General features: G+C 67.6%; 23 protein-coding genes and 1 tRNA gene. 11 read left to right on the top strand and 13 right to left on the bottom strand.

Annotation, left to right across the window (positions count from 1 at the left end; genetic code table 11):
- Window positions 1-91: 91 nt before the first annotated feature.
- Window positions 92-685: a L,D-transpeptidase gene (locus QM682_RS15075; protein ID WP_415131173.1), complete on the top strand. Its 594-nt coding sequence runs from the start codon at window positions 92-94 to the stop codon at window positions 683-685.
- A 114-nt stretch (window positions 686-799) separates the two neighbouring features.
- Here the strand turns inward: QM682_RS15075 and QM682_RS15080 are convergent, their stop codons facing one another.
- The 9 genes from QM682_RS15080 to QM682_RS15120 all read right to left on the bottom strand — a co-directional run bounded on the left by QM682_RS15080 (window position 800) and on the right by QM682_RS15120 (window position 8,511).
- Window positions 800-1,597 (bottom strand): purine-nucleoside phosphorylase, encoded by a 798-nt coding sequence (locus tag QM682_RS15080; RefSeq protein WP_415131175.1) that lies wholly within the window; start codon window positions 1,595-1,597, stop codon window positions 800-802.
- On the bottom strand, window positions 1,581-2,546 hold the full coding sequence (locus tag QM682_RS15085; RefSeq protein ID WP_415131177.1) for an ABC transporter permease: 966 nt from the start codon (window positions 2,544-2,546) through the stop codon (window positions 1,581-1,583). Before QM682_RS15085 ends, QM682_RS15080 begins: the two co-directional genes overlap by 17 nt.
- Window positions 2,546-3,640, bottom strand: a complete 1,095-nt coding sequence (locus QM682_RS15090; protein WP_415131179.1) for an ABC transporter permease — start codon at window positions 3,638-3,640, stop codon at window positions 2,546-2,548. Before QM682_RS15090 ends, QM682_RS15085 begins: the two co-directional genes overlap by 1 nt.
- A gap of 64 nt (window positions 3,641-3,704) precedes the next feature.
- On the bottom strand, window positions 3,705-5,324 hold the full coding sequence (locus QM682_RS15095; RefSeq protein WP_415131181.1) for an ABC transporter ATP-binding protein: 1,620 nt from the start codon (window positions 5,322-5,324) through the stop codon (window positions 3,705-3,707).
- Entirely contained in the window at window positions 5,324-6,310 is a 987-nt protein-coding gene (locus QM682_RS15100; RefSeq protein WP_415131183.1) for a BMP family lipoprotein, read from the bottom strand. The genes QM682_RS15095 and QM682_RS15100 overlap by 1 nt, the downstream gene beginning before the upstream one ends.
- A 93-nt stretch (window positions 6,311-6,403) precedes the next feature.
- The gene (locus tag QM682_RS15105) at window positions 6,404-6,805 is read right to left on the bottom strand and encodes a GNAT family N-acetyltransferase (protein WP_415131185.1); all 402 of its coding nucleotides are present in this window, start codon (window positions 6,803-6,805) and stop codon (window positions 6,404-6,406) included.
- Complete coding sequence (gene tsaB, locus QM682_RS15110; protein WP_415131187.1) at window positions 6,802-7,401, bottom strand: tRNA (adenosine(37)-N6)-threonylcarbamoyltransferase complex dimerization subunit type 1 TsaB; 600 nt, start codon at window positions 7,399-7,401, stop codon at window positions 6,802-6,804. The genes QM682_RS15105 and tsaB overlap by 4 nt, the downstream gene beginning before the upstream one ends.
- Window positions 7,394-7,948, bottom strand: a complete 555-nt coding sequence (locus tag QM682_RS15115; protein WP_415131189.1) for a NifU family protein — start codon at window positions 7,946-7,948, stop codon at window positions 7,394-7,396. Before QM682_RS15115 ends, tsaB begins: the two co-directional genes overlap by 8 nt.
- 107 nt (window positions 7,949-8,055) lie before the next feature.
- On the bottom strand, window positions 8,056-8,511 hold the full coding sequence (locus QM682_RS15120; protein WP_415131191.1) for a universal stress protein: 456 nt from the start codon (window positions 8,509-8,511) through the stop codon (window positions 8,056-8,058).
- Window positions 8,512-8,739: 228 nt separating this feature from the next.
- Here QM682_RS15120 and QM682_RS15125 point away from each other — a divergent pair, with 228 nt between their 5' ends.
- Complete coding sequence (locus QM682_RS15125) at window positions 8,740-9,537, top strand: sugar transferase (protein ID WP_415131193.1); 798 nt, start codon at window positions 8,740-8,742, stop codon at window positions 9,535-9,537.
- Here the strand turns inward: QM682_RS15125 and truA are convergent, their stop codons facing one another.
- The 3 genes from truA to QM682_RS15140 all read right to left on the bottom strand — a co-directional run bounded on the left by truA (window position 9,538) and on the right by QM682_RS15140 (window position 11,579).
- Window positions 9,538-10,317, bottom strand: coding sequence for a tRNA pseudouridine(38-40) synthase TruA (gene truA, locus QM682_RS15130; RefSeq protein ID WP_415131195.1), 780 nt, complete (start codon window positions 10,315-10,317; stop codon window positions 9,538-9,540).
- Window positions 10,317-11,261, bottom strand: a complete 945-nt coding sequence (locus QM682_RS15135; RefSeq protein WP_415131197.1) for a 5-bromo-4-chloroindolyl phosphate hydrolysis family protein — start codon at window positions 11,259-11,261, stop codon at window positions 10,317-10,319. Before QM682_RS15135 ends, truA begins: the two co-directional genes overlap by 1 nt.
- A 244-nt stretch (window positions 11,262-11,505) precedes the next feature.
- Window positions 11,506-11,579, bottom strand: a tRNA-Gly gene (locus QM682_RS15140).
- Window positions 11,580-11,684: 105 nt separating this feature from the next.
- Here QM682_RS15140 and QM682_RS15145 point away from each other — a divergent pair.
- On the top strand, window positions 11,685-13,133 hold the full coding sequence (locus tag QM682_RS15145) for a TrkH family potassium uptake protein (RefSeq protein ID WP_415131199.1): 1,449 nt from the start codon (window positions 11,685-11,687) through the stop codon (window positions 13,131-13,133).
- Between the two features lie 3 nt (window positions 13,134-13,136).
- On the opposite strand, the gene QM682_RS15150 is transcribed toward QM682_RS15145, so the two are convergent.
- On the bottom strand, window positions 13,137-14,636 hold the full coding sequence (locus tag QM682_RS15150) for a peptidoglycan-binding domain-containing protein (protein ID WP_415131201.1): 1,500 nt from the start codon (window positions 14,634-14,636) through the stop codon (window positions 13,137-13,139).
- An 86-nt stretch (window positions 14,637-14,722) separates the two neighbouring features.
- On the opposite strand from QM682_RS15150, the gene QM682_RS15155 reads away from it, so the two are divergent.
- The 8 genes from QM682_RS15155 (at window position 14,723) to glmM (ending at window position 24,883) form a co-directional block, all read left to right on the top strand.
- Window positions 14,723-15,685 (top strand): glycine--tRNA ligase subunit alpha, encoded by a 963-nt coding sequence (locus tag QM682_RS15155; RefSeq protein WP_415131203.1) that lies wholly within the window; start codon window positions 14,723-14,725, stop codon window positions 15,683-15,685.
- On the top strand, window positions 15,686-16,156 hold the full coding sequence (locus tag QM682_RS15160) for a DUF6446 family protein (protein WP_415131205.1): 471 nt from the start codon (window positions 15,686-15,688) through the stop codon (window positions 16,154-16,156).
- On the top strand, window positions 16,156-18,303 hold the full coding sequence (gene glyS / locus QM682_RS15165) for a glycine--tRNA ligase subunit beta (protein ID WP_415131207.1): 2,148 nt from the start codon (window positions 16,156-16,158) through the stop codon (window positions 18,301-18,303). Before QM682_RS15160 ends, glyS begins: the two co-directional genes overlap by 1 nt.
- A 101-nt stretch (window positions 18,304-18,404) precedes the next feature.
- Entirely contained in the window at window positions 18,405-20,957 is a 2,553-nt protein-coding gene (locus QM682_RS15170) for a putative PEP-binding protein (RefSeq protein ID WP_415131209.1), read from the top strand.
- A gap of 226 nt (window positions 20,958-21,183) precedes the next feature.
- Entirely contained in the window at window positions 21,184-21,720 is a 537-nt protein-coding gene (locus QM682_RS15175; protein WP_415131211.1) for a cell wall hydrolase, read from the top strand.
- 75 nt (window positions 21,721-21,795) lie between these two features.
- Window positions 21,796-22,572, top strand: coding sequence for a dihydroneopterin aldolase (locus QM682_RS15180; protein ID WP_415131213.1), 777 nt, complete (start codon window positions 21,796-21,798; stop codon window positions 22,570-22,572).
- The gene (gene folP / locus QM682_RS15185) at window positions 22,569-23,543 is read left to right on the top strand and encodes a dihydropteroate synthase (protein WP_415131215.1); all 975 of its coding nucleotides are present in this window, start codon (window positions 22,569-22,571) and stop codon (window positions 23,541-23,543) included. Before QM682_RS15180 ends, folP begins: the two co-directional genes overlap by 4 nt.
- Window positions 23,540-24,883: a phosphoglucosamine mutase gene (gene glmM, locus QM682_RS15190; protein WP_415131217.1), complete on the top strand. Its 1,344-nt coding sequence runs from the start codon at window positions 23,540-23,542 to the stop codon at window positions 24,881-24,883. The genes folP and glmM overlap by 4 nt, the downstream gene beginning before the upstream one ends.
- Window positions 24,884-25,345 lie beyond the last annotated feature (462 nt).

Below are 25,345 nucleotides of genomic sequence, written 5' to 3' on the forward strand. Positions count from 1 at the left end.
GTCATTCAAGCGCGTCACGGCGCTTTGAGTTGATCCCCCGCGAGCAAGTCGTTACCGCCAAGGAAAAGCAGCCCGTATCCAGGAAGTGAACATGAACCGTCGTCAGATGCTGATGCTGACCCTGCCTTTGCTCGCCGCGCCCGCGCTGGGTATGGCGCAGGGCCAGGCCATGCCCGCCGCCCCGGCCAAGGTCCCGGCCAAGGTCCAGCCCAAGGTCGATCCCTATGCCCCCACCGAAGTGGCGATTCGCCCCGATTTCGAGGTGGGCAGCATCGTCGTGGTCTCGAAGGACTTTTTCCTGTATCATGTCGTCGCGCCGGGCCGGGCCATCCGCTATGGCGTGGCCGTCGGCAAGGACGAGCTGATCTGGCGCGGCCGCGCCACCGTTGGCCGCAAGACCGAATGGCCGAGCTGGACCCCCACGCCCGCGATGATCAAGCGCAAGCCCCAGCAATACGGCAAATGGGCTGGCGGCATGCCGGGTGGGCCGACCAATCCGCTGGGCGCGCGGGCGCTTTATCTTTATGACGCCAAGGGCAACGACACCTCGATCCGCGTCCATGGCACGACCGAGCCGAATTCGATCGGCCGCGCGGTGTCGAATGGCTGCCTGCGCATGCGCAACGAGGCGGTGATGGATCTTTACGAGCAGGTTCCGGTGGGCACGCCGGTTTATGTCTATTGATCCAATGGCCGGACCCGCTGCGGGTTCGGCTGTTCCGCCTGGCGGGCGAAGGCGGTGCCGATGGCGCTGTCGGAGCCTCCGGCGGGGATATTTAGGCAAGAAAGAAGCTGGGGCCTAGCCGCGCAGGTAGCGGCGCAGGATGCGCTCCAGCTTGGCCGCGCCGAGGGGGGCCATGGCTTTGGTATGCTCATGGCTGATCCGCTCATCCGAGAGGCCGGCGCCCATATTGGTGATGACCGAGACCGCCGCGCAGCGCAGTCCGAGGAAGCGGCCGAGGATGATCTCGGGGACGGTGGACATGCCCACCGCGTCGGCGCCCAGGATCCTGGCGGCGCGGATCTCGGCCGGGGTCTCGAAGCTTGGACCCGAGAACCAGCAATAGACCCCCTCGGGCAGGGCGACGCCTTCGGCCTGGGCGGCGGCCCGCAAGTCCGCGCGGATGCCGTGGTCATGGGCGTCGGTCAGCGGCACGAAGCGGGCCTCGGACGGTTCGCCGATCAGGGGGTTGGCGCCGGCGAAGGCGATGTGATCGGAGAGCAGCATCAGCGATCCGGGCGGCATCTCGGGGCGCAGGCTGCCCGCCGCATTGGTCAGGATGAGGTTTTCGCATCCCAGCGCCTTCAGGGTTTCCAGCGCCGGGCGCATCGCATCGGCGCGGCCCGATTCGTAATAATGCGCCCGGCCGCCCAGAACTGCCACGCGCCGGCCTTCCAACTGTCCGATCACCAATGCCGGCACATGGCCCGAGACGCCGGCATGGGGAAAGCCGGGCAAGTCGGAATAGGGGATCTCGACCCCCTCCACCGCCTGGGCCAGATGCCCCAGCCCCGAGCCGAGGATCAGCGCATGTTCCGGCGCACGATCCCCGGCGCGGGCCTTGATCAGGCGCGCAAGCTCAGCGCTCCTTGACATAGGGTTCGCCTCCGGCGCGAGGCGGGACGGCGCGTCCGACGAAGCCGGCCAGGATGAAAACGGTCAGGATATAGGGCAGCGCGTTCATGAACATCGAGGGCACGGTGATAAAGCCCAGGTCCAGGTTCGGGAAGCGGTTCGCAAGGGCTTCGAGGATGCCGAACAGGAAGGTCGCCCCCAGCGCGCCCCATGGCCGCCATTTGGCGAAGATCAGCGCGGCGAGCGCGATATAGCCCCGGCCCGCCGTCATCTCCTTGACGAAGCCCGCCGAGATGCCGGTGGCCAGATAGGCCCCCGCCAGCCCGCAGAGCCCGCCGCAGATCAGGACCGCCGCATAGCGCAGCCGCGTGACCGAGACGCCCGCCGTATCTACCGAGGCCGGGTTCTCGCCCACCGCCCGCAGCCGCAGCCCGAAGCGGGTGCGATAAAGTATCCACCAGGTCAGCGGCACCAGGGCGAAGGCCAGATAGACCAGCACCGTATGCCCCGAAATGAGATCGGCATAGATCGGACCAATCACCGGCGTGGGCCGAATCAGGTCGGCAAAGGGCAGCGTGATCTCATTGAAGCGCGCGGCGCCTTCCAGCGAGGGGGTGCGCCCGCCCAGTCCGAAGATCTTCTGCCCCAGCAGCACCGTCAGTCCCGAGGCCAGGAAGTTGATCGCCACCCCCGAAATCAGCTGGTTGCCCCGGAACGTGATCGAGGCCGCGCCATGGATCAGCGCCAGCGCCAGCGCGCCCGCCATTCCCGCCACAAGCCCCAGCCAGGCGCTGCCCGTGGCATAGGCGACCGAGGCGGCGGCAAAGGCCGCCATCAGCATCTTGCCCTCTAGCCCGATGTCGAAAACCCCGGCACGTTCGGAGTAAAGTCCGGCCAGACATGCCAGCAGCAGGGGCACCATCAGGCGCACGGCGCTGTCCAGGATCTGGATGATCGTCGGGAAATCCATCATGCCCCCTTGCGCCGAATGGCCATGAAAAGCTTCTCAAGTGGCATGCGGACCAGATTGTCCAGCGCGCCCGTGAACAGGATGACCAGCGCCTGGATCACGACGATCAACTCGCGCGGGATCGTGGTCCAAAGCGCAAGCTCGCCACCGCCCTGATAGAGAAAGCCGAAAAGCAGCGCCGCCAGCAATACGCCGAAAGGATGGTTGCGGCCCATCAGCGCCACGGCGATGCCGATGAAGCCCGCTCCCTCGACGGCGTTCAGGACCAGCCGCTCGGCCTCGCCCATGACGTTGTTGACGGCCATCAGGCCCGCCAACCCGCCCGAGATCAGCATGGCGACGACCGTGATCCTGACCGGAGAGATCCCGGCATAGATCGCGCCGCGCTCGGACTTGCCGAAGGCGCGGATTTCATAGCCAAGGCGCGTGCGCCAGATCAGCAGCCAGATCAGGACGCAGGCGGCGACGGCGACGAAGAAGGTCACGTTGGCGGGGGTGTTCTTGCCCCATTGCATGCCCAGGCCAAGCGCCAGATCGGACAGCTTCGGCAGATGCACCGCGTCTGGAAAGCGCGCCGAGGCAGGGTCCATGCTACCCACGGGGCGCAGCAGGTTCACCAGCACATAGTTCAGAAGCGCCGCCGCGATGAAGTTGAACATGATCGTGGTGATCACGATATGGCTGCCGCGCCTTGCTTGCAGCCAGGCCGGGATCAGCGCCCAAAGCGCGCCGAAGCCGGCGGCCCCGATCATGGCGGCGGGCAGGGCCAGCGCCCAATGCGGCCAAGGGATGTAAAGCAGCGCCAACGCGACGCCCAGCCCCCCCATTGCCGCCTGCCCCTCGCCGCCGATATTGAACAGGCCCGCGTGATAGGCGACCATCACCGCAAGTCCCGTAAAGATGAAATTCGTCGTGTAATACAGTGTGAAACCCCAGCCGTAGCTGGAGCCGAGCGCACCCTCGACCATGACCTTCAGCGCCTCGACCGGGCTTTCGCCTATCGCCAGGATCACCAGGGCCGATATGGCGAAGGCCAGCAACAGCGAGATCAGCGGCGTCAGTATCACATCCGCCCATTTCGGCATTCGGTCCATCAGCGCATCCCCGCCCAAATTCTTTCTTGTTCAAATATCCCCGCCGGAGGCACGCGACGCCGCATCAGGCAACTCCCTCGGGGCCGATACCGGCCGTCGCGGCAGGCGGAATCGACTGACCGGGCGGCGTCACGGCGGGGTCGACCCCGGCCATCAGGCAGCCCAGATCGGCGGTCGTGGCCTCTTCGGGCAGGCGCTCGCCCATGATGCGGCCATCGAACATCACCGCGATCCGGTCCGAAAGCGCCAGGATCTCGTCCAGTTCGACCGAGACCAGCAACACCGCCTTGCCCGCATCGCGCAGCTCGATGATCCGCTTGTGGATGAACTCGATCGCGCCGATATCGACGCCCCGCGTGGGCTGGCCGATCAGCAGCAGGTCCGGGTTGCGCTCGACCTCGCGGGCCACCACGACCTTTTGCTGGTTTCCGCCCGAGAAATTCTTGGCCGCCAGATCCGGGTTCGGAGGCCGCACGTCGAAACGCTGGATCTTGCCCTGAGCGTCGGCGCGGATGGCGGAATTGTCCATCAGCACGCCATGATTGAACTCGGGCGCGTCGTGATAGCCGAAGGCGACGTTCTCCCAGGCGGCGAAATCCATGATCAGCCCCTCGACCTGGCGGTCCTCGGGGACATGGCCCACGCCCCCCACCCGCCGGGCACGCGCGTCCGAGCCGGTCAGCGGCAGGTTCTGGCCCTTCAGGCTGATCCGGCCCTCAAGCTTGGCGCCCTTTTCGGGATAGCCGCCCAGGATTTCCAGAAGCTGGCTCTGGCCGTTCCCGGCCACGCCCGCGATGCCCAGGACCTCGCCCGCCCGGATGTCCAGATCAATGCCGCGCAGCCGCTCGACGCCCGCCGCATCGACCATGCGCAGGCCCCGGATTTCCAGGATGGGCGCGCCGGGCGTGGCGGGTGCCTTGTCCACGCGCAGCAGCACCTTGCGGCCGACCATCAGTTCGGCCAGTTGCGCGGGGCTGGTCTCGGCGGTTTTGACCGAGGCCACCATCTGGCCCCGTCGCATCACGCTGACATTGTCGGTGATCTCCATGATTTCGCGCAGCTTGTGCGTGATCAGGATGATGGTCTTGCCCTCGTCCCGCAGCCCGCGGAGGATGCGGAACAGGTGGTCCGCCTCGGCCGGGGTCAGCACGCCGGTCGGCTCGTCCAGGATCAGGATCTCGGCCTGGCGGTAAAGCGCCTTCAGGATCTCGACCCGCTGCTGGTGGCCGACGGACAGGTTCTCGATCAGCGCATCGGGATCGACCTGAAGCTCGTATTCCTGGGCCAGCCGCTTCAACTCGCCCCGTGCGCGCGCCAGAGAGGGACGCAGAAGGCCCCCATCCTCGGCCCCCAGGACGACGTTTTCCAGAACGGTGAAGTTCTGCACCAGCTTGAAATGCTGGAATACCATGCCGATGCCCACGCGGATCGCCGTCTGGCTGTCGACGATGGCGGTGGGCTTGCCGCCGATCAGGATCTCGCCCGCATCGGGTCGGTAGAAGCCGTAAAGGATCGACATCAGCGTCGATTTCCCGGCTCCGTTTTCGCCGATGATGCCGTGGATGCTGCCGCGCGGAACCGACAGGTCGATGCCCTTGTTGGCCTGCACCGGGCCGAACGCCTTGGAGATCCCCCGCAATTCGATTGCGGGGGCGCGCGTCTCATTGCCGTCGGCCGCCGGCATCACTGCACCGGGCAGGTGTTGTCGGCCATGTAGTCATGCACCTTGATCGAGCCATCGGCGATGCCCTTGGTCGCGGCCTCGACGGCGGCGGTCATCTCGTCGGTGATCAGGGGCTTGTTGTTGTCGTCCATGGCGACCGACACCCCGCCCGAGGCCAGGTCCATCAGCTTGATCCCCGGCTGCACGTCGGTTCCGGCCTTGAACGCCTCATAGACCGAATTGTCCACGCCCTTGACCATCGAGGTCAGCACCTTGCCCGGATGCAGGTGGTTCTGGTTGCTGTCCACACCGATCGACAGGATGCCCGCATCGGCCGCCGCCTGCAACACGCCGATGCCGGTGCCGCCCGCCGCCGCATAGATCACGTCCGCCCCCTGCGAGATCTGGGCCTTGACCAGTTCGCCACCCTTGACCGGGTCGTTCCAGGCGGCGGGGGTGGTGCCGGTATAGTTGATCACCAGCTTGCCCTCGGGGTTGGTGGCCTTGAAGCCTTGGGCATAGCCGCATTCGAACTTGTGGATCAGCGGGATGTCCATGCCGCCGATGAACCCGACCGTGCCCGACTTCGAGGCTTTCGCCGCCATCACGCCGGCCAGATACGAGCCCTGCTCTTCGGCAAAGACCACGGATTGCACGTTCGGCTGTTCGACCACCGTGTCGATGTTGACGAATTTCGTGTCGGGATAGTCCTTCGCGACCTTGTTCAGGATTTCGCCGAATGCGAAGCCGGTCATCACCACCGGATTGGCGCCGGTCTCGGCCAGGCGGCGAAGCGCCTGTTCACGCTGCGCCTCGGACTGCATCTCCAGTTCCTTATAGGTGCCGCCGGTCTCGGCCTTCCAGCGTTCGGCGCCTTCATAGGCGGCCTCGTTGAAGGATTTGTCGAATTTGCCACCCAGATCGAAGATCAGGGCCGGGTCCGCAAGCGCGGTCAGCGGCGAAAGCGCCAGGGCGGCTCCGGCCATAAGGGATTTCATCAACGACATGATACGGACCTCAACCTGTTTTGCGGGCGATTCAGCCCGGTGATCAGGGGATCATGCGCAAGGACCCGAGGCCGTCAACCGGCTTGTGCAAGCTTAGAACCCGCGCCGCATCAAGATCGCATCGATTCCGGGGGCGTAATAGTTGCGCCGCAATCCCGCATCCGCCCAGCCATCGCTAAGGTAAAGCGCATGTGCGGCCGCATTGTCCGAGGCTACCTCAAGGAAAGCCAGCGCCGCGCCGCGCGTCCGCGCCTCTGCCTGAAAATCGCGCAACAGCCCACGCGCTATGCCCTGGCGGCGGGTTTCCGGGGCCACGGCCAGGGTCAGCAACTCGGCCTCGTCGGCGATGGTGCGGCCGATCAGGAAGCCTTGGGGCGCGGTCAGAAGAAAATTCAGGGGGCTGGACAGCAGATCCTCGATCTCGGCCGCCGACCAGGGGCGCGGATGGGTGCCGAAGCAGCGCAGATGCAGATCGGCCAGCAGATTCGCGCTCATGCCAGGATGATCGGGCCACGGTCGCGCGCGGGGGCGGCATCGGCGGGGCGCAGATAGATCGGTGCCGGGCGCGGCAGGCCGGGGATCTCGCGTCGCGCCAGCGCGATCCGGGCGATGGCCTCGGCCAGCGGATAAAGCGGCCGGGCCGGGGGCGGGCCGGGGGGCAGATCCTGGGGATGGTCCTGCGCGGGCAGGGCGGTCAAGGCCCCCTGCGGGCCGAAATCCTGCCACAGCACCTGATCCGCGCGTGTGGGGATCAGGATGCGGCAGGGGCGCGGCAAGTCCAGGGCCGATGCCTCAAGACCGCCGACGCCGATGGCGGGGATACCCAGCGACAGCGCCAGTCCGCGCGCGGCGGCGACAGCGATTCGGATGCCGGTGAAATTCCCCGGCCCGGTGCCGACGCCGATTACCGCAAGCTGCGCCCAGTTCCGGCCGGCCTCGTCCAGCAGTTCTTGCAGCAGGGGGAACAGCCGTTCGGCCTGGCCCTTGGCCATGGCCTCATCGCGGCTGGCCAGCACCCGCCCGCCCAGCAGCAAAGCGGCCGCGCAATGCGCGGCCGATGTGTCGAAGCCCAGGACCAGAGGCTCAGCCAACGGGGCGAACCTCGGTCACTTCGGGGATATAGTGGCGCAGCAGATTCTCGATCCCCATCTTCAGCGTCAGGGTCGACGAGGGGCAGCCCGCGCAGGCGCCCTGCATGTGCAGATAGACCACGCCCCGGTCGAAGCCGTGGAAGGTGATGTCGCCGCCGTCCTGGGCCACGGCGGGGCGCACGCGGGTGTCCAGAAGCTCCTTGATCTGGGTGACGATCTCGGCATCCGGGCCAGCCTGGTCGTTATGGGCGCTTTGGGCGGCGCCCTCGATCGCCGGCGCGCCGGACTGGTAATGCTCCATGATCGCGCCCAGGACCGACGGTTTCAGATGGTCCCAGAGCGCCGACTCGGCCTTGGTCACGGTCACGAAGTCCGAGCCGAGGAACACGCCCGTCACCCCGGGCACCGCGAAGATGCGGCGGGCAAGCGGGCTGGCTCCGGCCGATTCGGCCTCGGGGAAATCGGCGGTGCCGCTTTCCAGCACGGTTTCGCCGGGCAGGAATTTCAGCGTGGCGGGGTTCGGGGTGGTCTCGGTCTGGATGAACATCGGGGCGCTCCTTTGCCGGGGATATGGGGATTGGCAGGGGGGCAAGTCAAGTCGAAGCCCGTCCCCCCGGTTCCCGGCCGGATCGCATTTTTCCAGCCCCGCCCGGTTCAGGTGATCTTTTCCAGCCTTTCGCGCGACATGTCGCCCGGCACGATGGTGATCGGGCAGGGCAGCGTCGGCATCTCGCGGATCATCCGCGTGACCAGAGGCCCCGGCCCGGCACTGTCGCTGGAAGCGGCCAGCACCAGCACGCCGATCTCGGGATCGTGGCCGATCTGGGCCAGAAGCTCGGTGGCAGGCTCGCCCTCGCGCACGATAAGTTCGGGCTCGATGCCGGGCCTGTCGCGCATCCATTTGGCATATACGTCGAAATGGGCCTGGATTCGCTCATAGGCTTCGGCGCGCATCACATCGGCCACGCCCAGGCCGTGCTGGATGTCCGAGGCCGAGATCACGGCCAGGACCTGCACCCCGCCATTCGTCTTCGCGGCCCGCATCGCGGCATAGCGAATTGCGTTCAGACATTCGCGCGTATCGTCCAGAACGACAAGGAATTTCCGCATCTCTCCACCCGTCGGCAATTTCCGGCCAATGCGCGAAGACTGGCCGAAAGGACACGGTTTCGCAAGACTGTCGCAGATCGCGCTTGCGAACATTTGCTTTTGAATGGCCCTATGTTAGGGCAAAACGCTAAGAAGCAGGCCGCAAGGGACGGGATCCGAACTGTGACAATTCGCCATGATTGGGACAGAGCTGATCTTTGCGACCTTGCCCCGGTCGATGGCCGCAGCATGTCCAGGCCGGTCCAGCCCGCCGAGCGCATCGGAATGACTTGGCGCAAGCGGGCCTTCGACGTGGTTTTCGCGCTGCTTTTGCTGATCCCGCTGTCTTTGGTCATGGGCATCGTCGCGGCGGTGTTGCTGGTGATGCAGGGGCGGCCCCTGTTCTATGTCGCGCCGCGCATGCGCGCGCCGGGCGAGCAGTTCGATTTGCTCAAGTTCCGCACCATGCTGCGCCATGACGCCGATTCCGGCGCGACCGGGGCGCACAAGCATTGGCGCATCACCCGCGTCGGGAGTTTCCTGCGCCGCACCCGCATCGACGAGTTGCCGCAGCTTTTCAACATCCTGCGCGGCGACATGAGCTTTGTCGGCCCGCGCCCCCCGCTTCGGGAATATGTCGAGCGTTTTCCGACCCTTTATGGGCAGGTGCTGAAGAATCGCCCTGGCGTGACCGGCCTTGCGACGATGATCTATCACGCGCATGAGGATCGGATCATGGCGCGCTGCAAGACCGCTGACGCGACCGAGGCCGCCTATTACCGCCGTTGCCTGCCGACCAAGCTGCGGCTGGACCTGATTTATCAGCGCCGCCGCAATCTGCGCGTTGATCTGTGGATCCTGTGGCACACGGTGATGACGGTGGTGATTCCGCATTGGCAGGGCCGCAAGCCCCGCCGCCAGCCCTCGGCCGCGGCCGAGCGGATCGCTTCGGCGAAGCTGGCCAGGGTCACGGCCACGACGCCGGCCATTCCGGCGAATACCCCCGCGCGTCCGGTCCCGCAGGCCCTGGGCGTTCCCGCCGAATGATCAGCCCGTGAACGGGTCTGTCGGATAGCCTACGCCTGTCAGATAAAGCCCCTGCGGCGGGCAGACCGGCCCGCAGGCCGCGCGGTCGCGCGCCGCCAGGGCCTGCGCCACCCGGTCGGGATGCCATGCCCCCGCGCCCACCCGCTCCAGAGTGCCCACGATCGAGCGCACCTGATTGTGCAGAAAGGACCGCGCGCGCAGGTGAAAGCGGTATTCGACGCCCTGCGGGATCGCCATCTCCTCGATGCGGATCTCGTCCAGGGTCTTCACCGGGCTTTTCGACTGGCACATGGTCGAGCGGAAGGTGGTGAAATCCCGCAAGCCCAGAAGATGCGCCGCGCCGGCGCGCATGGCGCCGCTATCCAACGGGTTCAGCACCTGCCAGACCGCGCCCCGGTCATGCGTGACCGGCGCGCGGCGGGCGACCAGGCGAAAGGTATAGCGCCGCTCATGGGCCGAGAATCGGGCGTGGAAATCCTGGGGGACGCGGGCGGCGGCCAGGATCGCTACCGGGGCGGGCTTCAGGTGCCAGTTCAGCGCCTCGGACAGCCGGAACGGGTCCCAGTCGCGCAGCAGATCCGCATGGGCCACCTGTCCCGTGGCATGGACGCCGGCATCGGTGCGTCCCGCCGCCGCGATCCGCGCGCCGGCGGCAAAGCCGGGGTCCAGCCGGGCCAGCGCCGCCTCGATGGCGCCCTGAACGCTGGGCTGTTCGGCCTGGGCCTGCCAGCCCGCGAAGGGGGCGCCGTCATATTCGATCAGCAGGGCGAAGCGGGGCATCAGCGGCGCGGTTTCTCGCCCTCGGGGCGGAGCAGAAGATCGTCCATCGTCATCGGCCGCGTCGCCACCCCCTCGCGTGCCAGGCGGTCGCGCAGCACGCCGATCTCGATATCCAGATTGCTGCGGCTGCCGTCGGCCAGCTTGCGGCTGCGGGCGGCGAATTCGGTTTCCAGATCGCTCAGCAGGGTCTCATAATCCAGGCGCGCGCGGGGATCGTGGGTCTGGGCGTAAAGATCGGCGAATTTCACCGTCGCGTCCCGCGCCCCTTGCAGATAGATCCCCAGATAGCGGCGGCTGGCGCCGATATCGCCCGGCTCCTCCTCGACCCGCGCGAAAAGCTCGCGCGCGGTGGCGGCGAACAGGCCCACCCGCGCCTCCAGGCGGCGGTCGCCGGTGCGAAGGATCGCGTCCTGCATGGCTTTCAGATGCGCCTCGCCCTCGGCGATGATGCGGCGGGCGCGGTCCTGCTGGGCGCTGTCGATGCCTTCCATCCCCTTGTCGCGCATGGGGTCGGGGCCAAAGGCCAGGAAATGCAGCGCAAGCCCCGCCAGCCCGATCACCGCCGCGCCCGTTTCAGCGCCCGGCGCCCAGGCGCCCAGGCCCAGGCCAAGGGCCGCCAGCACCCCGCCGAAAAGCTTGCGGGGAAAGGCCGGGCGGCGCGCGGCGCGGCGGGCGTCATAGGCCGCCTCGGCCCGCAGCCCCTCGCGCGTCAGGGCCATGCCGAAGGCGATCGCGCCGAAGCCCGCAAGCTGGCTCGCCATGCCCACGGGTTCCTGCCAGAAGGCGCTGAGCAGAAGCGGCACGGCCATGATGGTGATCCAGCGCGTGCGCGATTCCAGCGGATGACGGATCTGGCCGGGCTCGGGCCGGGCGATTGGGCGTTGTTCGCTGCCGTCCAGCCGGATGCCGCCGGGCGAGAAGCGGTCCCCGAAGCGTTTCGCCATGGCCCGCTAGCCCGCGCCCCAGAGGGCGGCATAAAGGGTCAGCCCCATCAGCAGGAAAAAGGACAGGCGTTGCGTCGCTTTGCGGGACATCTAGATCCTTTCGGCCGGTTGCGGAAACGGCGTGTTTCAACGCAACGCATATAGGTGGCGCGCGCCCTGAACGGAAGGGCGGGCGTCAATGGCGGTGAGATCCAAGGACGGTGTGGCCTAAGGACCGTGGGACAGAAGGCCGCGATTTGGGGAGTGGAGCGGGTGATGGGAATCGAACCCACGTATTCAGCTTGGAAGGCTGCTGCTCTACCATTGAGCTACACCCGCATCGGCCATGATCTATAGGCAGTTGGACACAGGCTTGCAAGCACCTGAAGGCCGGGTCCGCGCGCTGCCTTGACGCAGGCCATGGCGCGCGGCAAGCAGGTGGGCATGATCGACATCCGCCCCGTGGCCAATACAATCGGCAAGCTGGTCACCACGCTGGGCGCGGCGATGGTCCTGCCGATGATCGTCGACTGGTGGGGTGGGGACCCGCATTGGCGCAGCTTCCTTGAGGCCGGGATGCTGAGCGTGCTGGCTGGCGGGCTGGTCACGCTGGCCACCGCAGATGCCAGCAAAGCCCTGACGCTGGAGCAGGCGTTTCTCCTGACCGCCGCGATCTGGGCGGTGCTGCCGGCGGTGGGCGCGCTTCCCTTTGTCATCGGCGCGCCGCATGTCGGCTTTACCGACGCCTATTTCGAGGCCATGTCGGGCCTGACCACCACCGGCACCACCGTCTTTTCGGGGCTGGACGGTCTGCCCAAGGGCACCAACCTGTGGCGCGGTTTCCTGAACTGGGCCGGGGGGCTGGGGATCATCGTGGTCGCGATGATCTTCATGCCGGTGATGAAGGTCGGCGGCATGCAGTTCTTCCGCTCCGAGGGTTTCGACACGCTGGGCAAGATCCTGCCCCGCGCCTTCGACATCGCGCGCGAGACAACGGGCGTCTATATCGCGCTGACCGCGACCTGCATGATCACCTATATCCTGCTGGGGATGGAGGGGTTCGACGCGCTGGTGCTGGCGCTTTCCACCTGCTCGACCGGGGGATTCTCGAATTACGACAGCAGTTTCGGACCTTATATCGGGGCGCCGGAATATGCCGCCTCGTTCTTCATGGTGCTGGCATCGATCCCGTTCATCCGCATGGTGCAACTGATCCGGGGCTCGGCCCAGCCGATGTGGCGGGATATCCAGATCCGCGCCTATCTGCGCTGGACGTTCTACGCGGTGGCCTCGATCGTGATCTATCGCCTGCTCTGGCTAGAGGCGAGGCATCCCCTGGACGTGATCCGCGAAACCACGTTCAACGTCATCTCGACCTTTTCCGGCACCGGCTTCGCCTCGACCAACACGACGACCTGGGGGCATTTCCCGCTGGTCGTGCTGATCATCGTCGGGCTGATCGGGGGCTGCACCGGCTCGACCTCGTGCTCGGTCAAGGTGTTTCGCTATCTGGTGCTGGTCCAGGCGGTCAAGGCGCAGATCCGCCGGATGCGATCGCCGCACCGGATCTTTCCGCTGCTTTACGATGGCCAGCCGCTGGATCAGGACGTGGTTGATTCGGTGATGTCCTTCTTCACGCTCTTCATGCTGACCTTCGGGCTTCTGATCGTCGGTCTGGCGATGACGGGCCTGCATCCGCGCACCGCCCTGACCGGGGCCTGGACCGCCATCGCCAATGTGGGCGTGATGTGGGGGCCGGAACTGTCCGAGTATGGCGCCGTGACGGACCTGCCCACCGCCGCCAAATGGATGATGACGCTGGGCATGTATCTGGGCCGGCTGGAACTTCTGACCGTCTTCGTCCTGTTCCTGCCGCGCTTCTGGCGCAGCTAGGCGTCAGGGATTGCCGGCGGGCGCCACCTGGGGCGTCGCGGGCACCTCCGGCGACGTGGCCGGATCCTGGGCCTGGCTTGGCGTGAAGCGCGTCAGGTGGTCCGATATCTCGGCGCTTATCCGCCGCGCCTGGTCGCCGTCCTGGATCGGCCAGATCAGGACGAAGCCCTGGACCTGGCCATCGACGACGCGGCCCTCGGCATGGCCCAGATGGGTCTGGTTGTGCCCGTCCAGGATGACGCTGCCCCGCGCCACCTGGCGTTCGGGCGCGGGCACCCAGCCCAAGGCCGTGACCAGCCCCGCGAGGTCCAGCATCTCTTGCTGGCCACCGGGCTGCGAGAACAGGATCAGCGCCGCGCCCGAGCCGTCCCTGGGGCCATAGATCGACAGTGCCCGCTCGGCCCGGTCGAATTGCAGCTTCGCCATCGGCGCGGGCAGGGACAGGCCGGTATGCGTGTCGCGCAGTTCCACGAGGCCGCTTTCCGTGCGCCAGGCGTCGCGGCGGCGGATCAGTTCGGCCATGGCCGTCCCCGGATCGGGCGAGGCGCGCAGCCGCACGATTTCTTCGGCGATGGCCTTCTGCGTCATCGGCCCGTCCTTGCCGTCGATGGCGCCCTGGTAATGCCCGGCCCAACGCAGCGCGCGCTGGATCTGGTCCAGCGGCGGCAGGGGCAGGGGGGCGGCGCCTTCGGGCAGGGGTGCGCCCAGTTCGGGTTTGCCGCCGATCAGGCGGATCTCGCCCATCTCATCCGCATCGGCCAGGAAGGCGTCGCCCGGCACCGTGCCCGCCGATTTCAGCGCCCGCAGCCACGCCTTGCCCGTCGCCTCGTCCATCGGGCCGAAGCCCACGGCGCTGCGGCCATTGGGCAGGGTCCAAAGCCCGGCCTCGGGCAGGGCGGTCCGGTATTTCACAAGCGCGGCCTCGGCGCGCGAGGGGTCCGAACTGGATTCGATGCGGATGACGACTTGCGGCGGCGCGGCGGGTTCGGGCGCGGCTTCCGGTGCGATTTCGGGCGCAGCCGGAGCGGACACAGCCACCGCCGGGGCATCCTCGCCCGCCAGATCGCCCAGGGGCGGCTCATCCCCGGTCTCGGCCTTTGGCGCAGGCCCCCCTTGTGGGAAGGTCGAGGCGCTGCCGATGGCTGGGGCGGCGGGGGGCTCGGGCGTCGCGGGGGCCGGGGCCGCGCCCGCCAGCCGGGTCAGGTTGCGGCCCTGGGCCGGAGACAGGAAGCTGTCGCCCGGCACCTTGCTTTCCTGCTTCAACTGCTGCAAGCGCGGCGCGGCCTCTTCGCGCGGCATCGGCCCCAGCGCGATGGCGACCCAGCCCTCGGCCATCGGAAATGTCACCACATCGGGAAACCGCGCGGCCCATCTTTCCGCCGCAAGCTGGGCTGCGTCCGTGCCGCGCTTGGCCTCGATGCGGATCACGACATCCTCGGCCCAGGCACCCGTGCCCGCCATAGCCGGCAATGCCATACCCAAGATCACCGCAAAGCGCCGCATCCGAACCTCCGTCTCATTGACCCCGCGCCGCCCTCTGCCTAGAAGGCGGCTGACCTTTCCTGCCAGTTATGCCGAAGGAAACCGCGATGACCAGCCCCCAGGACAATCAGACGGCGAAACCCGTCTGCTTTCAGGACATAATCCTGCGGTTGCAATCCTATTGGGCGGCCCAGGGCTGCGCCGTCCTGCAACCCTATGACATGGAGGTGGGCGCGGGCACCTTCCACCCGGCGACCACGCTGCGATCCCTGGGCGCGCGGCCCTGGGCTGCGGCCTATGTCCAGCCCTCGCGCCGCCCGACCGATGGCCGCTACGGCGAGAATCCGAACCGGCTTCAGCATTACTATCAGTATCAGGTCATCGTCAAACCCAGCCCGCCGAACCTTCAGGAGCTTTACCTGGGCAGCCTGAAAGCCATCGGGTTGGACCCGATGATCCATGATGTGCGCTTCGTCGAGGACGACTGGGAAAGCCCGACGCTGGGCGCCTGGGGTCTGGGCTGGGAGGTCTGGTGCGACGGCATGGAGGTCAGCCAGTTCACCTATTTCCAGCAGGTCGGCGGGCATGATTGCCGACCCGTCTCGGGCGAACTGACCTATGGGCTGGAGCGGCTGGCGATGTATGTGCTGGGGGTGGAGCATGTCATGGACATGCCCTTCAACGCGCCTTCCAGCCCGATCCCGCTGAGCTATGGCGACATCTTCCGCCAGGCCGAGCGGGAATATTCGCGCTGGAACTTCGACCAGGCCGATACCGCGACGCTGCTGCAACATTTCAAGGATGCCGAGGCCGAGTGCGACCGCATCCTGAGCGCACCGGACAGCGACGCGGCGGGGCGCAGCATCGTCATGGCCCATCCGGCCTATGACCAGGCGATCAAGGCCAGCCACCTGTTCAACCTGCTGGACGCGCGCGGCGTGATCTCGGTCACGGAACGGCAAGCCTATATCGGCCGCGTCCGGGCGCTGGCGAAACGCTGCGCCGATCTGTTCGTCACCACCTCGGCCGCGACGGGCGAGGCTCTGCCGGCATTTCCGGCGGGGGCCTGAATGAACGGCCGCATTCCTGCGCTGCTGATCCTGGGCGCCGCCGTCGCGGCGGGCGTGGGCGTCTGGTATGCGCAGGAATACGGCTTCTATGACCGGCTCGACCCCTCGGCGGTCGCGCTGACGGTGATCGCGGGTGGCAGGCCGGTGCCGCTGGCCACCGATGGCGTCGAGGCGATCGACGCCTCCAGCTCGCCCATCCGCTGGCGGGCCTGCTTTCACCTGACCCAGCCGCTGCCACAGGATGCCGAAGCCTTCCCCCAGCCCACGCCGCTGATCGGGCCGAACTGGTTTTCCTGCTTCGACGCCGCGCGGATCGGGGCCGACCTGGCCTCGGGCGCGGCGCAAGCCTATCTGGCCCAGCCCGAAATACGCCCCGACGTGGATCGCGTGATCGCCGTCTATCCCGACGGCCGCGCCTATGGCTGGCAGCAATTCAACGACAAGACCCCCGAACGCGGAGTGATGGACTGATGCCCGACCTTCTGATCGAGCTGTTCTCGGAAGAAATCCCGGCGCGCATGCAAGCCCGCGCGCGCGAAGACCTTAAGAAGCTGGTGACCGACGGGCTGGTGGGCGCCGGCCTGACCTATGCCGGCGCGGGCGCGTTCAGCACCCCCCGCCGCCTGGTCCTGGCGGTCGAGGGGTTGACCGCCCACAGCCCGACCACGCGCGAGGAACGCAAGGGCCCACGCACCGACGCCCCCGACGCGGCGCTGCAAGGCTTCCTGCGCTCGACCGGCCTGACCAGGGACCAGTTGGAAGCCCGCGACGACAAGAAGGGCCAGGTCTGGTTCGCCGTGATCCAGAAGCCCGGCCGCCCGGCGTCCGAAATCGTGGCCGAGGTGCTGGAAGCCGCCATCCGCGACTTCCCCTGGCCGAAATCCATGCGCTGGGGCGCGGGCGCGCTGCGCTGGGTCCGCCCGCTGCATTCGATCGTCTGCCTGCTGAGCGACGAGGCCGGCGCCTCGGTGGTGCCCCTGGAAATCGAGGGCATCGCCTCGGGCAACACCACGCGCGGCCACCGCTTCATGGCGCCCGACGCCTTCACCGTCTCGGGTTTCGATGATTACGCCGCCAAGCTGCGCCGCGCCAAGGTCATGCTGGACCCGGCCGAGCGCGAGGCCGCGATCCGGCAAGAGGCCGCCAACCTCGCCTTCGCCCGCGGCTGGGAGATCGTGCCCGACGACGCCCTGCTGGCCGAGATCGCGGGCCTGGTCGAATGGCCCGTTCCGTTGATGGGCGCCATCGAGGACCGCTTCCTGTCCCTGCCGCCCGAGGTGCTGCAAACCTCGATGAAGGAACATCAGAAGTTCTTCTCGGCCCGCAATCCGAAAACCGGCCGCATCGAGGGCTTCGTCACCGTCGCCAATATCGAGACCCTCGACCATGGCGAGACGATCCTGAAAGGCAACCAGCGCGTGCTGGCGGCACGCCTGTCCGACGCGGCCTTCTTCTGGGACAACGACCTGCGCGAGGCGCGGGCGGGCATGGCGGACTGGGCCGAGGGGCTGAAATCCGTCACCTTCCAGAGCAAGCTGGGCTCGCAGGCGGATCGCATCGAGCGGATCGCCGCGCTGGCGCGCGAAATCGCGCCGCTGGTCGGCGCTAATGCGGATCAGGCCGAGGACGCCGCGAGGATCGCGAAACTCGACCTGCGCTCGGCCATGGTCGGCGAGTTCCCCGAACTGCAAGGCACGATGGGCCGCTATTACGCCCTTGAGGCCGGCAAGTCCGCCGAGGTCGCCGATGCCGCCCGCGACCATTATTCGCCGCTTGGCCCCTCCGATGCCGTGCCCTCGGCGCCGGTCTCGGTGGCTGTGGCGCTGGCCGACAAGCTGGACACGCTGACCGGCTTCTGGGCCATCGACGAAAAGCCCACCGGCTCGAAAGACCCCTTCGCCCTGCGCCGCGCGGCGCTGGGGGTGATCCGGCTGGTGCTGGGGAATGGGGTGCGGATGTCCTTGCTGAAGAGCTTCTCAGAGCATCTATGGACGTTGAGCAATACTGGCATTGGTGATTGGTATGAAAATGCCCCCCTTGCCACAGACCTGACCAGCGAAGAAATGGACGTTACTTGGATCGGCCCTCGTGCCACCGACATCCTCGCCTTCTTCCACGACCGCCTCAAGGTCTTCCTCAAGGACCAGAACATCCGCCACGACATCATCGACGCCGTGCTCTCCATGCCCGGCAACGACGACCTCGTGTTGCTGGTCAACCGCGCCACTGCCCTGAACGATGCGCTGAAAACCCAGGACGGCACCAACCTGCTGCAAGGGCTGAAACGCGCCGGCAACATCCTCGCCCAGGCCGAGGACAAGGACGGCGTCGAATACAGCTTCGGCGCCGACCCGAAATTCGCCGAGACCGACCAGGAGCGCGCGCTTTTCGCCGCCCTCGACCGCGCCGAGCCCGCGATCCGCGAGGCCGTCCGGCACGAGGATTTTCAGGCCGCCACCCAGGGCATCGCCACGCTTCGCGCGCCCATCGACGCGTTTTTCGAGGCGGTGCAGATCAACACCGACAACCAGATCACCCGCCGCAACCGGCTGAACCTGCTCTCGCGTATCCGCGAGACCGGGCGGCTGATCGCCGATTTCACCAGGGTCGAAGGATAAGCCATTCTTCCTGGACAAATATCCACGGGGGTGCGGGGGCAGTCAGCCCCCGCGCTTCGGCCTTGCAGCGCGGCGCGGGCCGTGCCTAAGGTGGCGCCACCATGACCGGACTGAACGATCCCGAAGCCCTTCTTGAAATCACCCCCTCCTCGGGGGTCAGGACCGCGCGCCACGGCTGGCGGGCGAAATGCCTGCAACGGCTGGTGCGGATGGACCTGCCCGTGCCGGTCAGCTTCGCGCTGTCGGCGGATGCGGTGCGCGCCATCTCGGCGGGGCACCTGCCCGACCGGGGGCGGCTTGCCCAGATCATCGACCAGGCGCAGGGCCTGGTCAGCGTGCGGCCCTCGGCGGTCAATCCGGCCTGGGGCGGGCCGGGCACGGTCCTGAATGTCGGCATCAACGACCGCCGCCATGCCGGGCTGGTCGAAAGCCTGGGCCGGGCCGCTGCCGATGCGATCTATCTGGGCTTCGTGCAATCCTATGCCATCCATGTCGCGCGGCTGGATCCCGACATGTTCTCGGATGGCGACGGCAGCCTGCGCGACGCGCTTGCCGCTTATGAGGACGAGACGGACGAGGAATTCCCCCAGGATCCCGGCCGCCAACTGGCCGAGGTGCTGCGCTCGATGGCGCGCGCCTGGGAAGGGCCGACCGCGCGGCTTCTGCGCCAGGCCAAGGGCGCGCCGCCGAATGCGCCGCTGGGTCTCGTGGTCCAGCGCATGGCTCAGGCGATCGGGCCGGGGCTGACCGGCTCGGGCACGATCCAGTTCGCCGATGCGGTCACGGGCCTGCCGCGCATCACCGGGCGCTTCCGTGGCCAAAGCCAGGGCCGCACCGTGGGCGCGGGGGCAGAAACGCTGTATCTGACCCGCGACCCGCGCGGCCCCTCGCTGGAAGAGACCGCGCCCGAGGTCTTCGCCGATCTGGTCCGCTTCGGCGTCGCCGCGCGCGAGCGCCTGCGCGAAGAGATGCAGATCGAATTCGTCGTCGCAGACGGGGCGCTGTCGATCATCGACGCGGTGCGCGTCAACCGCAGTTCGCGCGCCAGCGTGCGCATCGCCACCGCCCTGGGCCACGACGGCATCATCCCGCCCGAGGAAGCGATCATGCGGGTCGAGCCGCGCGCGCTTTCCGACCTTCTGCACCATCAGGTGGACCCGCGCGCGCCGCGCGACATCCTGGCGCGCGGCATCAATGCCAGCCCCGGCGCCGCCACGGGCCGCATCGTTTTCACCGCCGCCGCCGCCCAGGCCGCCGAGGCGCGGGGCGAGCACAGCGTCCTGGTCCGTCGCGAGACGGTTCCCGAGGATATCCGCGGCATGCACGCCGCCGTCGCCGTCCTGACCGAGCGGGGCGGCATGACCAGCCACGCGGCGGTGATCGCGCGCGGCATCGGCCTGCCCTGCATCGTCGGTGCCTCGGGGATCAGCATCGACACCCGCGCCCGCACCATGACCGTGGGCAGCCGCGTCCTGCACGAGGGCGACGAGATCACCATCGACGGCACCTCGGGCGAGGTGCTGGTCGGCGCGGCCGAGATGCTGGAGCCCGCGCTGGACGACAGCTTCGCCCAGCTTCTGGAATGGGCCGACCAGCATTGCCGCATCAAGATTCGCGCCAATGCCGACACGCCCGAGGATGCCCGCACCGCGCGTATGTTCAAAGCCCAGGGCATCGGCCTGTGCCGGACCGAGCATATGTTCTTCGATGACGAGCGCCTGCCCGCCATGCGCGAGATGATCTTCGCCGACAAGCCCGAGGATCGCCGCCTGTCGCTTGAGCGGCTGTTGCCGATGCAGCGGGGCGACTTCGCCAAGCTCTTCGAGATTATGGCGGGTTTCCCGGTCACGATCCGCCTTTTCGACCCGCCCTTGCATGAATTCCTGCCCCATGACCGCGAGGGGATGCGCGAACTGGCCGAATCCCTCGACCTGCCCCTTTCGGACGTGACGCGCCGGGTCGAGGCGCTGTCGGAATTCAACCCGATGCTGGGCATGCGCGGCGTGCGGCTGGGCATCACCGTGCCCGAGATCTACGACATGCAGGCCCGCGCCATCTTCGAGGCCGCCGTGCTGGCCAGCGAGAACGGCGAGGCGGTGGTCCCCGAAATCATGATCCCCCTGGTCAGCGCCCGGCGTGAGGTCGAACTGGTCAAGAACCGTATCGACGCCGTAGCAGCGGCGGTCAGGAATGAAACCCGCAAGGATTTCACCTATCGCCTGGGCGTCATGGTGGAAACGCCCCGCGCCGCGTTGCGGGCGGGCGACATCGCCGAACATGCGGCCTTCCTGTCCTTCGGCACGAACGATCTGACGCAGATGACCTATGGCCTGTCGCGCGACGATGCCGGCCGCTTCATGGGCACCTATGTCGGCCAGGGCGTCTATGCCGAGGACCCGTTCCACATCCTGGACCAGGAGGGCGTGGGCGAACTGGTCGTCATCGGCACCGAGCGCGCGCGCGCGCAATCGCCCGGCATCACCATCTCGGTCTGCGGCGAACATGGCGGCAACCCGGAATCGATCGCCTTCTGCTTGCGGGCGGGGGTAAGTTACGTCTCGTGCTCGCCCTTCCGGGTGCCGGTCGCGCGTCTTGCCGCGGCGCAGGAATCGATTCTGATGGCGCGCGAAAACGGCGAGGCCGGCCTCGGCTGAAGGTCGCAGGCCGGGCGCTTCTTGGCCGGTTCTTGCCCGTAGCCGCTTTTTCACCCGGCGAGTTTCCGCCCAAAACGGCCGATTTGGGCCGGTTTTGCCGTCTTGCGCCCAAGTGGGGTAGCGCCGGGGGAACGTTTTCTGTCCTTTGACTTCCAGACAAGGGCTCGAATGGCCCACTCACCGCCCGGACAGTGACCACTCCCCGGCCCTTTGTAACAGGTTCAACATGTCGACACCTCAGTCGTGGCTGGCGCGCGTTTCCCTGTGTGTTGCGCTCGTGCTGCCCTCGGTTGTGGCTCTACCCGCTCTTGCGGATAACCAGCAACGCATCGTTTATCAGACCGGCAACCGCGCATCCGCGGAAACGGTTGCGAATGTCAGCCAGAAAGATCTTCAGTGCCTCTCCGAGGCGCTTTACTTCGAAGCCCGTGGCGAAGGCTCGGCCGGCTTGCGCGCCGTGGCCGAAGTCATCCTGAACCGCGTCGATCATCCCCGCTTTCCCAAGACGGTCTGCGGCGTGGTCAATCAAAGCGGTCAGTTCACCTATAACAAAAGAGCCCGCATCCGCGAGGGCGGCACCTATGCCCGCGTCCAGCAGATCGCCAAGGCCGCTCTTCTGGGTGCGCCGCGCGACCTGACCAATGGCGCGACCTATTTCCATACCGGCGGGGTGAAACCCTCGTGGTCGCGCAAGTTTGAGCGCACGACGCGCATCGGCGGCCATATCTTCTATCGCTCGGGACAGCGCCTGGCCTCGAACTGATCTTGCGGCGCAGGCAAGCCATGCAGACGGCCCCGTCCCTTGCGGCGGGGCCGTTTTTTCTGCAATGACTGGGGCATGGAACATCCCGACCGCATCCATTTGCGCGATCACGTCCTTTCGGCCGAGATCGGCGCCTTCCAGACCGAGCGTGGCCTGAAGCAGCGCCTGCGCTTCAATATCGAGGTGGAGCTGGCCAGGCCGGTCATCGGCGTCGATGACGAGGTGGACCGCATCCTCAGCTATGACATCCTGACCGGCGCGGTCGCGGCGGGGTTGGCGGATCGCCGCTATGACCTGCTGGAAACCCTGGCCGAGCGGATCGCGGCGCAGATCCTGGCGCATCCGCGCGCGGCCCAGGTCCAGGTCTCGGTCGAAAAGCTGGATCGCGTGCCGGGCGCGCTGGGGGTGACGCTGGTGCGCCGCCAGGCCCGCGTCGAGGCCGAGCAGGCGGCGGCGCCGATCCGCGTGATCTATCACGGCCGCGACCTGGCCTTGCCGCCGGGTGCGCTGGCTTTGGTGCCCGCCGATCCGGGCCTGCCGCTGCCGCAGGGCGGCCACGCGCGCGAGGTGCGGCTGCTGGCGCTGGACCAGGCCGCCTGGGCCTTGGCCGGACGGCTGGGGCTGACCGTGGCCGACAGCCGGACGGAACTGGACTGGGCCGCGTCCGAGGGGCGCGCCGTGGTCTGGGCGCCCGCCCGGATGGTGCGCGACGTGGCGGATCTTGCGCCCGAGCCGCAGGCGCTGGCGATCTGGCTGGCGCGGCGGCTGGGGGCATCGGACCTTGGCTGGGCCATGCCCGAAGGCGTCGATCCGCCCCAGGCGCCGCCGGATCTGCCGCAGGCCCGGCTGTGACGCGGGACTATTTCCGCCCGATTCCCGCCGCGCATGGCCGCTGGCGACTGGCCGGTGGCTGGCTGCGGTTTTCGGAATTCGAGCTGCTGCGGCGCGGCGCGGCGCCCCGGATCGTCTCGGACGCCCCGCCCGAGGTGCTGGCCCGCCTGACCGCCCTGCCTGCGCCGGTGCTGGGGCTTTCGCTGGACCGTCCCCGGATCATGGGCATCGTCAACGCGACGCCGGACAGCTTTTCCGATGGCGGGTGCTATGACGGTGGGGCGCATGCGCGCGCGCTGGCGGCGGCGGGGGCCGAGATCCTGGACATTGGCGGTGAATCCACCCGCCCCGGCGCCGAGGACGTGCCGATCCCGCAGGAAATCGACCGTATCCGTCCCGTCATCGCCGCCGTCGCGGGCTTGGCCCCGGTCTCGGTCGATACCCGGAAGGCACGGGTCGCGGCGGCGGCCATCGCCGAGGGGGCGGGGCTGGTCAACGATGTCTCGGGCCTGGATTTCGATCCCGACATGGCCGCGACGGTGGCGAAGGCCGGTGTGGGGCTTTGCCTGATGCATGCCCAGGGTGTGCCGAAGACCATGCAGAAAAATCCCTCATATGGCGATGTGCTGCTGGACGTTTACGACGCGCTGGAGGCGCGGATCGCGCGGGCCGAGGCGGCGGGCATCCCCCGCGACAGGATCGTGATCGATCCCGGCATTGGTTTCGGCAAGAACCAGGGGCATAATCTGGCCATCCTGCGGCGGATCTCGATCTATCACGGGCTGGGCTGCGCCCTTCTTCTGGGCGTCTCGCGCAAGAAGTTCATCGGGACCATCGGCGGCGCCGAGCGCCCCGAGGACCGGGCGGCAGGCAGTCTGGCCGTGACCCTGGCCGGGGTCGCGCAGGGCATACAGATCCACCGCGTCCATGACGTGGAAGAAACAAGGCAGGGCCTTGCCCTATGGCGGGCCGTGACCGGGGGGGACATATGAGCAGGAAGCTTTTCGGGACCGATGGCGTGCGCGGCCGCGCCAACGCCTATCCCATGACCGCCGAGATGGCGCTGCGCCTGGGCGCCGCCGCCGGGCGCTATTTCCGCCGCAAGGGCGAGGATCACCACCGCGTCGTCATCGGCAAGGACACGCGCCTGTCGGGCTATATGCTGGAAAACGCGCTGACGGCGGGGCTGACCAGCACGGGCATGAACGTGCTGCTGCTGGGGCCGGTGCCGACGCCCGCGGTGGGCTATCTGACCCGCTCGATGCGGGCGGATGTGGGGATCATGATTTCCGCCAGCCACAATCCGGCGGCGGATAACGGCATCAAGTTCTTCGGCCCCGACGGGTTCAAGCTGTCCGACGAGGCCGAGGCCGAGATCGAGCGCATCGTCGCGGGAACGGTCGAGCCGGCCCCGCCCCAGAGCATCGGCCGCGCCAAGCGCATCGAGGACGGGCGCGGGCGATATGTCGAATATGCGAAGACGACGTTCCCCTCGGGGCAGCGGCTGGACGGACTGAAGGTGGTGATCGACTGCGCCAATGGCGCCGCCTATCGCGCCGCGCCGGACGTGCTTTGGGAACTGGGCGCCGAGGTGATTGCCCTGGGCGTCGCTCCGAACGGGCATAACATCAACGACGGCGTCGGCTCGACCCATCCCGAGGCGGCGGCGCGGATGGTGCTGGAACATGGCGCCGATCTGGGCATCAGCCTGGACGGCGATGCCGACCGGGTGATGATCATCGACGAAAAGGGCCAGGTGGCCGATGGCGACCAGATCATGGCGCTGCTGGCGGGCCGCTGGGCCGAGCAGGGCCGGCTGCGCGGCGGGGCGCTGGTCGCGACGGTGATGTCGAATCTGGGGCTTGAGCGGTTCCTGCAAGGCCGGGGCCTGCGGCTTGAGCGCACCGCCGTGGGCGACCGCTATGTGGTCGAGCGGATGCGCGGCGCGGGCTTCAACCTGGGCGGCGAGCAGTCGGGCCATATCGTGATGACCGATTACGCCACCACCGGCGACGGGCTGATCGCCGGGTTGCAATTCCTGGCGGCGCTGTCCGATGGCGGGCGGCGGGCCTCGGAACTGGTAGCGCAGTTCCAGCCCGTCCCGCAGATGCTGAAGAATGTGCGCTACAAGGCCGGGGCCGATCCGCTGTCCGCCGATGAGGTCAAGGCCGAGATCGCTAGGGCCGAGGTGCGGCTTGCGGGCTCGGGCCGGATCCTGATCCGCAAGTCCGGCACCGAGCCGCTGATCCGGGTCATGGCCGAAGCCGAGGACGAGCGGATCCTGCGCGAGGTCGTGGACGGCATCGTCGCGGCGGTCGAGAAAGCCGCCTGAGCATCGGGCGCCGGAATTGGGTGTTGGGAAAGCGGAAGGGCGTTTCGGCTGAACCCCGAAGCGCCTGGGTTTCGTCAAGGTGCTGATCGTGATCTTTTCTGGATGGAAGGATAATCATGAGCCCGCCTTCGAAACCTGGGGAGGGCGTTTGCCGGCAAGCGACGGATCACGTCATGCGGCGGGGCGGAGCAATCGCCCGCAACAGGTGAACGGGTTTCCCCGTGACCAGGGAATGCCCTGACGCTTTGGGCCGATACGGCTGTGAAGTGGAAGGGATCCCGCGAGGGGCTTGGCGCGATGGCCCGATGACGCTGATGCCGAAGCTGCGCTGGCCGCTGGATTTCGCGTCGGAATGGCCGACCGGCGGCCGCCGCTTCCAAATCGTGGCGGTGGTTGATGACTTCGTCCGCGCAACCCCACCGGCTTTGCGACAGCCCTTGCCGCAAAGCCCGCAGGGCGCGC

The organism is Paracoccus sp. (in: a-proteobacteria), from assembly GCF_047605025.1.
Taxonomy (GTDB): domain Bacteria; phylum Pseudomonadota; class Alphaproteobacteria; order Rhodobacterales; family Rhodobacteraceae; genus Paracoccus.